Here is a 7377-nt window from a genome sequence, read left to right on the forward strand (position 1 = left end):
ACGATTGTTTCAAGTAAAAAAGGAGTTTGATATGTCTAATGGACAACTAATTTATTTAATGGTTGCAATTGCAGTCATTTTAGTTCTGGCTTATGTAGTGGCAATCTTTCTACGTAAGCGAAACGAGGGGAGATTAGAGGCGCTAGAAGAAAGAAAAGAAGAACTATACAATCTTCCAGTAAATGATGAAGTAGAAGCTGTAAAAAATATGCACTTGATTGGACAAAGTCAAGTGGCTTTCCGTGAATGGAATCAAAAATGGGTCGATTTATCTCTCAACTCTTTTGCCGATATTGAAAATAATCTCTTTGAAGCAGAAGGCTATAACCATTCATTTCGTTTTCTCAAGGCCAGTCATCAAATTGACCAAATTGAGAGTCAAATTACTTTGATTGAAGAAGATATTGCTGAAATTCGCAATGCTTTGGCAGACTTAGAGAAGCAAGAATCTAAAAATAGTGGTCGTGTTCTTCATGCTTTGGATTTATTTGAGGAACTTCAGCATAGAGTTGCTGAAAATTCAGAACAGTATGGTCAAGCCTTGGATGAAATTGAAAAACAATTAGAAAATATCCAATCTGAATTTTCACAATTTGTAACCTTGAATTCATCGGGTGACCCTGTGGAAGCCGCAGTGATTTTGGATAATACAGAAAATCACATTTTGGCCTTAAGTCATATTGTGGATCGTGTTCCAGCCTTGGTTACGACGCTTTCTACAGAATTGCCAGATCAATTACAGGATTTGGAAGCCGGTTATCGTAAACTAATTGATGCTAATTATCATTTTGTTGAAACGGATATTGAAGCACGTTTCCACTTGCTTTATGAAGCATTCAAGAAAAACCAAGAGAATATTCGTCAGTTGGAATTGGATAATGCCGAATATGAGAATGGACAGGCACAAGAGGAAATCAATGCCTTGTATAATATTTTTACTCGAGAAATTGCTGCTCAGAAAGTAGTGGAAAATCTACTTGCAACTCTTCCAACTTACCTTCAACATATGAAAGAGAATAATACTTTATTGGGAGAAGATATTGCACGTTTGAACAAGACCTATTTACTTCCTGAGACAGTTGCAAGCCATGTTCGTCGTATTCAGACAGAATTAGAGAATTTTGAGGCAGCTATTGTTGAGGTAACTTCAAATCAAGAAGAGCCAACCCAAGCTTATTCAGTTCTTGAAGAAAATCTTGAGGATTTACAAACTCAACTAAAAGATATTGAAGATGAGCAAATTTCAGTTAGTGAGCGCCTGACACAAATTGAGAAAGATGATATTAATGCACGTCAAAAGGCCAATGTTTATGTCAATCGTCTCCATACTATCAAGCGATACATGGAAAAACGCAATCTGCCAGGTATTCCACAAACTTTCTTGAAGTTATTCTTTACGGCCAGCAATAATACCGAGGATTTAATGGTTGAGTTAGAACAAAAAATGATTAACATTGAATCTGTTACCCGAGTTCTTGAAATTGCAACGAATGATATGGAAGCTTTAGAAACGGAAACTTATAATATTGTACAATATGCAACTTTGACAGAGCAACTCTTGCAATATTCTAACCGCTATCGCTCATTTGATGAACGCATTCAAGAAGCATTTAACGAAGCTTTAGATATTTTTGAAAAAGAATTTGATTATCACGCTTCATTTGACAAGATTTCTCAAGCATTGGAAGTGGCAGAGCCTGGTGTAACCAATCGCTTTGTTACCTCATATGAGAAAACACGTGAAACGATTCGTTTTTAAAAAGCTTAGTTCATTCTAAGCTTTTTTCTTTACTCAAAAGCCATGAGTTTACTTATTTATCATTGAAATTAATGCTTGGTTTTGATATTATTTAAATATGAAGAAAGATAGAACAAAGCGTGGTAGTCACGCTAAAATGGGACGGAGTAAAAGAGTCCAGTGGACTCTTTTAGCCTAAGCTAAATTTTAAAAAGCGAGGGTGGTTGTTTTCTCAAAGTTTTGAAGGAGCTAAAGCAACAGCTATTATTATGAGTTTGTTGGAAACAGCTAAACGTCATCAACTAAATAGTGAAAAATATCTATCCTATCTTCTAGAATGTCTTCCAAACGAGGAAACTCTCGTAAACAAAGAGGTTTTAGAGGCTTATTTACCATGGACTAAAGTTGTACAAGAAAGGTGAAAATAAGAAATCTCCAGATTAGGAACTATCGCTAAGTTCACTAATCTGGAGATTTTTCAATAGACTTCGTTATTGTACGGTTACGTTTGTCACAGTTCCTGAAATGCTTAATTCACGATTATAGTAAAATGAAATAAGAATAGGACAAATCGATCAGGACAGTCAAATCGATTTCTAAAAATGTTTTAGAAGTAGAGGTGTACTATTCTAGTTTCAATCTACTATAAAAGCACATGAACTATTCTATGACCGTGATTAGTAAGGTTTTTGCTTAATGAGTAATTGAATGGAAAGTAATTATTTAATAAAGAAATTTAGTCTTGTATTAATCGAGATTAAATTTCTTTATGTTTAAATTACATGAGAAGAGTGATTAATATTACAATTTTGTTACAAAATAAGTTTTTGATAGAATTTTCAGATAATTTAGGATATAATACTTTTAATTTAAATAAAAAGGAGTGATTTTATGGGAGACTGCAAAGATTTTTGTCATAAAAAGTACCAAATAGCAACGATTTTTCTGCTATCGGTCTTTGCATGCAGATTTGCTTTAGTACAGGTTAGTGCTGCTGAGGGGAAATTTGAAACATCCAATCAAGTTACACATGCAGTAATAATTAATAAATTAGATGATTCAAATAAGCTCGCACCGTCAGTCACGGCTGACAAGAATGCTCTAGATTCTTCTTCAAAGGAAAAAACAGAAGCGACAGCGTCAGTAAAACAAGATGATTCTATAGAATATAGAGATAATAAGTCAGACAAGAATGTAATCACACAGAAAGAAAAGACTGCTATAAAAAGTGAAGAGAAGAAGGAAGAATCAGCAGTAGAAAGAAGTTCTTCTTCCGAAAGTTCACAATCACAGTCGTTATCTCAAAGTGGACATAAAGAAAAGCCAAATAGTATCTCCAGTAATGAAATGATTACTGTCCCTAAAACATGGGAAGCAGGACACAAAGGGCAAGGAACTGTAGTCGCTGTTATAGATTCAGGCCTTGATTTGAATCATGAAGTTCTGCGTATTTCTGATCCGTCAAAGGCGAAATTTAAAAATCAGGATGATATCGAAAAAGCTAAAAAAGCTGCCGGTATTGACTATGGAAAATGGTACAGTGACAAGGTAGTATATGCTTATGATTACTTTGATGGAACTGATAATATAAAAGAGGCTGAAAAAGAGTCTCATGGAATGCACGTTACTGGTATTGTAGCTGGAAATCCAATTAATAAAGCCCCGAATTCTGAGAAGGTTTATGGGGTGGCGCCAGAAGCTCAAATTATGTTTATGAGAGTTTTTTCAGATAGAGATAAAACTACAGCCTCTGCCCTCTATGTAAAAGCCGTTGATGACGCAGTTGCGTTAGGTGCGGATGTGATCAATATGAGTTTGGGTGCAGGTGCGGGTTCAACTGTAGATGCGGGTTCAGATATTATTGAAGCAGTAAAAAGAGCACGCACTAAAGGAGTATCTGTTGTTATTGCTGCTGGTAATAGCAATACTTTCGGTAGAGGTTTTTCACAACCATTAGCAGAAAATCCTGATTATGGTCTCGTCGGAAATCCCTCTACAGTAGAAGATTCAATTTCTGTTGCTTCGATTAATAATAAAATTCTAACTACTGAAGTCTTTGAAGTAAAAGGTTTAGAAAATGACGCTACCCTTGATTATGGTAAGTTTGATTTTAATAGACCTGAAACAGAAAAAGATTTTGAAAAAGGGAAAGAATACGAATATGTAGCAACGGGTATTGGTCGTGAAGAAGATTTTGCTAATATTGATGTAAGAGGTAAGTTAGCACTGATTCAACGTGGTAAAATCCATTTCTCTGATAAGATTAAAAATGCTCTTCAACACGGTGCAGCTGGAGTTTTAATTTATAACAACGTTGAAGGTGCAAATGTTAGTATGTCTGTTACAGGTGATGCTAAGAAAATCCCATCTGTCTTTATTTCAAAATATTATGGTGAAATTCTTAAGTCTGGTCAGTATAAAATTGTCTTTAATCACAAGATGGATAATCGTAAATCAGATGTTGCAGACCAATTGTCAGATTTTTCAAGTTGGGGAGTTACAACAGATGGACAATTGAAACCAGATGTTACTGCACCTGGTGGAAATATCTATTCATCATTTAACGACAATAGTTATGGAAGTATAAGTGGAACAAGTATGGCGGCCCCTCATGTAGCTGGTGTCGCAGCATTAGTCAAAGAATATTTAGCAAAGAAACATCCTGAATTATCAGCTAGTCAAATTTCAGAGATTGTAAAAGCTTTAATTATGTCTACTGCAAAACCACATTTTAATAAACAAACTGGAGCCTATACTTCTCCACGTCACCAAGGTGCTGGCGTAGTTGACACGATGGCGGCAACAAGCACAGATCTATTTGTAACAGGTGCAAATAATTATCCAAGTGTTACTCTTGGTAATGTTGGTGATAAATTTACCTTTGAAGTTACAATTCATAATATTTCGGATAAAGACCGAACATTGAAGATGATTGTAAATACAAATACGGACGAAGTTGAAGAAGGAAAATTCACTCTCCGTCCACGAAAACTAACTGAAACAGTTTGGCCCGAAGTAACTGTGAAAGCTCATAGTACGAAGACAGTAACAGTTAGTGTAGATACAAGTAAGTTTACTGAAGAACTTAGCAAAATAATGCCAAATGGTTATTTTCTAGAAGGATTTGTTAGATTTGTCAATCCTGCAGATGATGGTTCTGTTATTGGTTTACCATTTATGGGATTTAAGGGAGAATTCCAAAATCTACCTGCAATTGAAAAACCAATTTATCAATTGATTAAGGAAGGAAACAGTGGATTTTACTCTGAAATTGATAAAGATAATCCAGGAATTTCACCTTCAGACGATGTAACTTATTTAACAAGTTCTGAAAATGATGTAAATGTTTTAAAAGCAGAGCGTCAAGGAAATCGAGTGACTGTACTCGGAGTGAAACAAGATGATGAAGGAAAATACCATCTTCAATTAGATGAAAAGGGTAATGTTCGCCTTGCTATCTCGCCGAACGATGATGGTAATAAAGATTCTGTTCAATTTAAAACTCTTGTCTATAGAAACTTGGTAAATCTTCGTGCAACTGTTTATGATTCTTCGGATACAACACACAGTCAGCCTATTTGGCAAAGTCGTCCAACAGACCTTGTGAAAAATTATTTTGATGGCGATACTAGAAATCCAAGAAGTTACATTGTAGATAAAACAGCTTGGGGAGGACAGGATTCTAATGGAAATCGAGTCTCTGATGGAATTTATGACTATGTTATTAGTTATAAGCCAGATGTCCCTGGAGCTGAAGAACAATACACAATATTTAAAATTCAAATCGATACACAAAAACCTCTGATTACTTCGGGATATATTCGTTCTCAAAAAAATCAAGAACAATTTATAGCTCGTAAACCTCAGGATGTCGGAAATGGCGGAATTCTTCTAGAAAAAGTCTTTTATATTCGTCCTTCTGAAAATAGAGAGGCGGCAGATTCAGAAATCGAACAGTATCAGATTATCAAACAAAATGAAGATGGTAGTTATACACTTCCTAAGAACATTGATAAATCGAAAATCTTCTATTATGTGGAAGACTTTGCGGGAAATGTAGATTTTATATCTCTCAAAGATCTTGTAGGTGAAGAAAATAGTGGTCGTGTAAAAATTGCTATACTAAACAATAAAACCAATGATGAGATTGATACAACTTATGTTTATCGCATTAAAAATAGCGAAGGTCAATATGTAACCGTTGATAAGTCAAAAGATACTAATTTCTTGAAATTTGGGCATTATGTTGCAGAAATTTTTAGCTATGATCGTACAGAGTTGAAATTTGTGAGTGCTCTATCTAAGGAATTTGATTTAACGAAAGAAAATAGTTTTCAAACTATTACCTTCTTGGCTAACAAAATGAAATATGCCCCAGTAACAGTTGGCTTTAATCAAGCTGTTCCTGGAACTACAATGATTACTTTAGTAGGTGAAGACGGTCAGAGTCAAGTCTTGCCAGCTGAAACATATGGTAAACATTCTTATGGTAAGAAAGTGGTTACTGGTGAATATAAAGTTCTTGTAAATCTGTCAAACGGTTATGAATTACTTGATAATCTTCAACCATTTAAAGTTCTGTTTGGTAAAAATAATGTTTTGTCACTTTCAGTTGTTTCTAAGTTAGCTCTGATTGCAGCTTTAAATAAACAAATGGAAGTAGTTAAAACTCCAAGATATTATAATACAAAACAGAATTTAAAAGAGATGTTTGAGCAAAGTGTCAAAGATGCGCAACTAGCATTGGGAAGTAAACTTAACCAAGATAAAATTGACCAAATTGTTAAGGCTTTAGAGTCTGCTATGCAAACATTGGATGGTAAGGAATCTGATATCACATCATTGAAGAATGCCATTAAAGCATATGCTGAGACAGTTAAAAAAGGTAAATATATAAATTCTGATCAAGAACGCAAAGGTCAATATGATCGTGAATTTAAACTCTTGGCATTATTAATTACAAAAGATTTGATAACTCAAGATGAAATTGACCGTCTGTTGACCACTTTCTTGCAAGCTCAAGACCAGCTGAATGGGAAAGAAACAGATTTTATGAGCCTAAAGAATGTTATCGAGGATGAAGTGAAGTTCCAAGAAAAAGATCCAAGATTTTTGACAGCTAGCAAAGAGGAGAAAGATGCATATCATCTTATTTTCAACAAAGCTAAGCTACTTTTGGAAAATGCAGAAGCTAGTCAAGAAGAAATTAATGAAGTAATCAAAGCTCTAAAAGAAACGGTTGTAAAACTTAAGGCTAATAAAGTAGAGATCCCAACCAAACCAGTTGTACCAGTTAAGCCGGTTGATCCAACTAAAGCAGTTGCACCAGTTAATCCAGTTATTCCAGCTAAACCAGTTGTAACGATCAAGCCAGTTTCTCAAGTGCAACCTGTTAAATTAGTAAGTCAAAATAGACAAGTCTCAACTATTAAGCCTTCAATTAGCAATGATAAAATTGAGAAAGCTACATCAATTACAATACATCATTCCAATATAGAAGCTAAGCATGAGAATAAAACACTAGCTGGAAGTGATCAACAAGTGCTTTTAGCTACAGTCATCAAAGAAGGAAAACAGTTACCAGCCACTGGTGAGAATAACATGATTTCTATTATGCTAAGTATTTCTGGAATTTCTCT

General features: G+C 34.7%; 2 protein-coding genes and 1 pseudogene. All 3 read left to right on the top strand.

The window, feature by feature from the left end:
* The first annotated feature begins 31 nt into the window (after window positions 1–31).
* Window positions 32–1759 carry a septation ring formation regulator EzrA gene (gene ezrA, locus HT736_RS02520; protein ID WP_023933515.1) on the top strand — a complete coding sequence of 576 codons (1728 nt, stop codon included), beginning with the start codon at window positions 32–34 and terminating at the stop codon, window positions 1757–1759.
* A 191-nt stretch (window positions 1760–1950) separates the two neighbouring features.
* A pseudogene (locus HT736_RS02525) lies at window positions 1951–2160 on the top strand (transposase domain-containing protein); the annotation flags it as partial.
* Between the two features lie 469 nt (window positions 2161–2629).
* Window positions 2630–7377, top strand: a 4748-nt coding sequence (locus tag HT736_RS02530; protein ID WP_172930716.1) for a S8 family serine peptidase, incomplete at its 3' end; no start/stop codon positions are given.

This window comes from Streptococcus sp. 339 (assembly GCF_013277285.1).
GTDB classification, from domain to species: domain Bacteria; phylum Bacillota; class Bacilli; order Lactobacillales; family Streptococcaceae; genus Streptococcus; species Streptococcus pseudopneumoniae.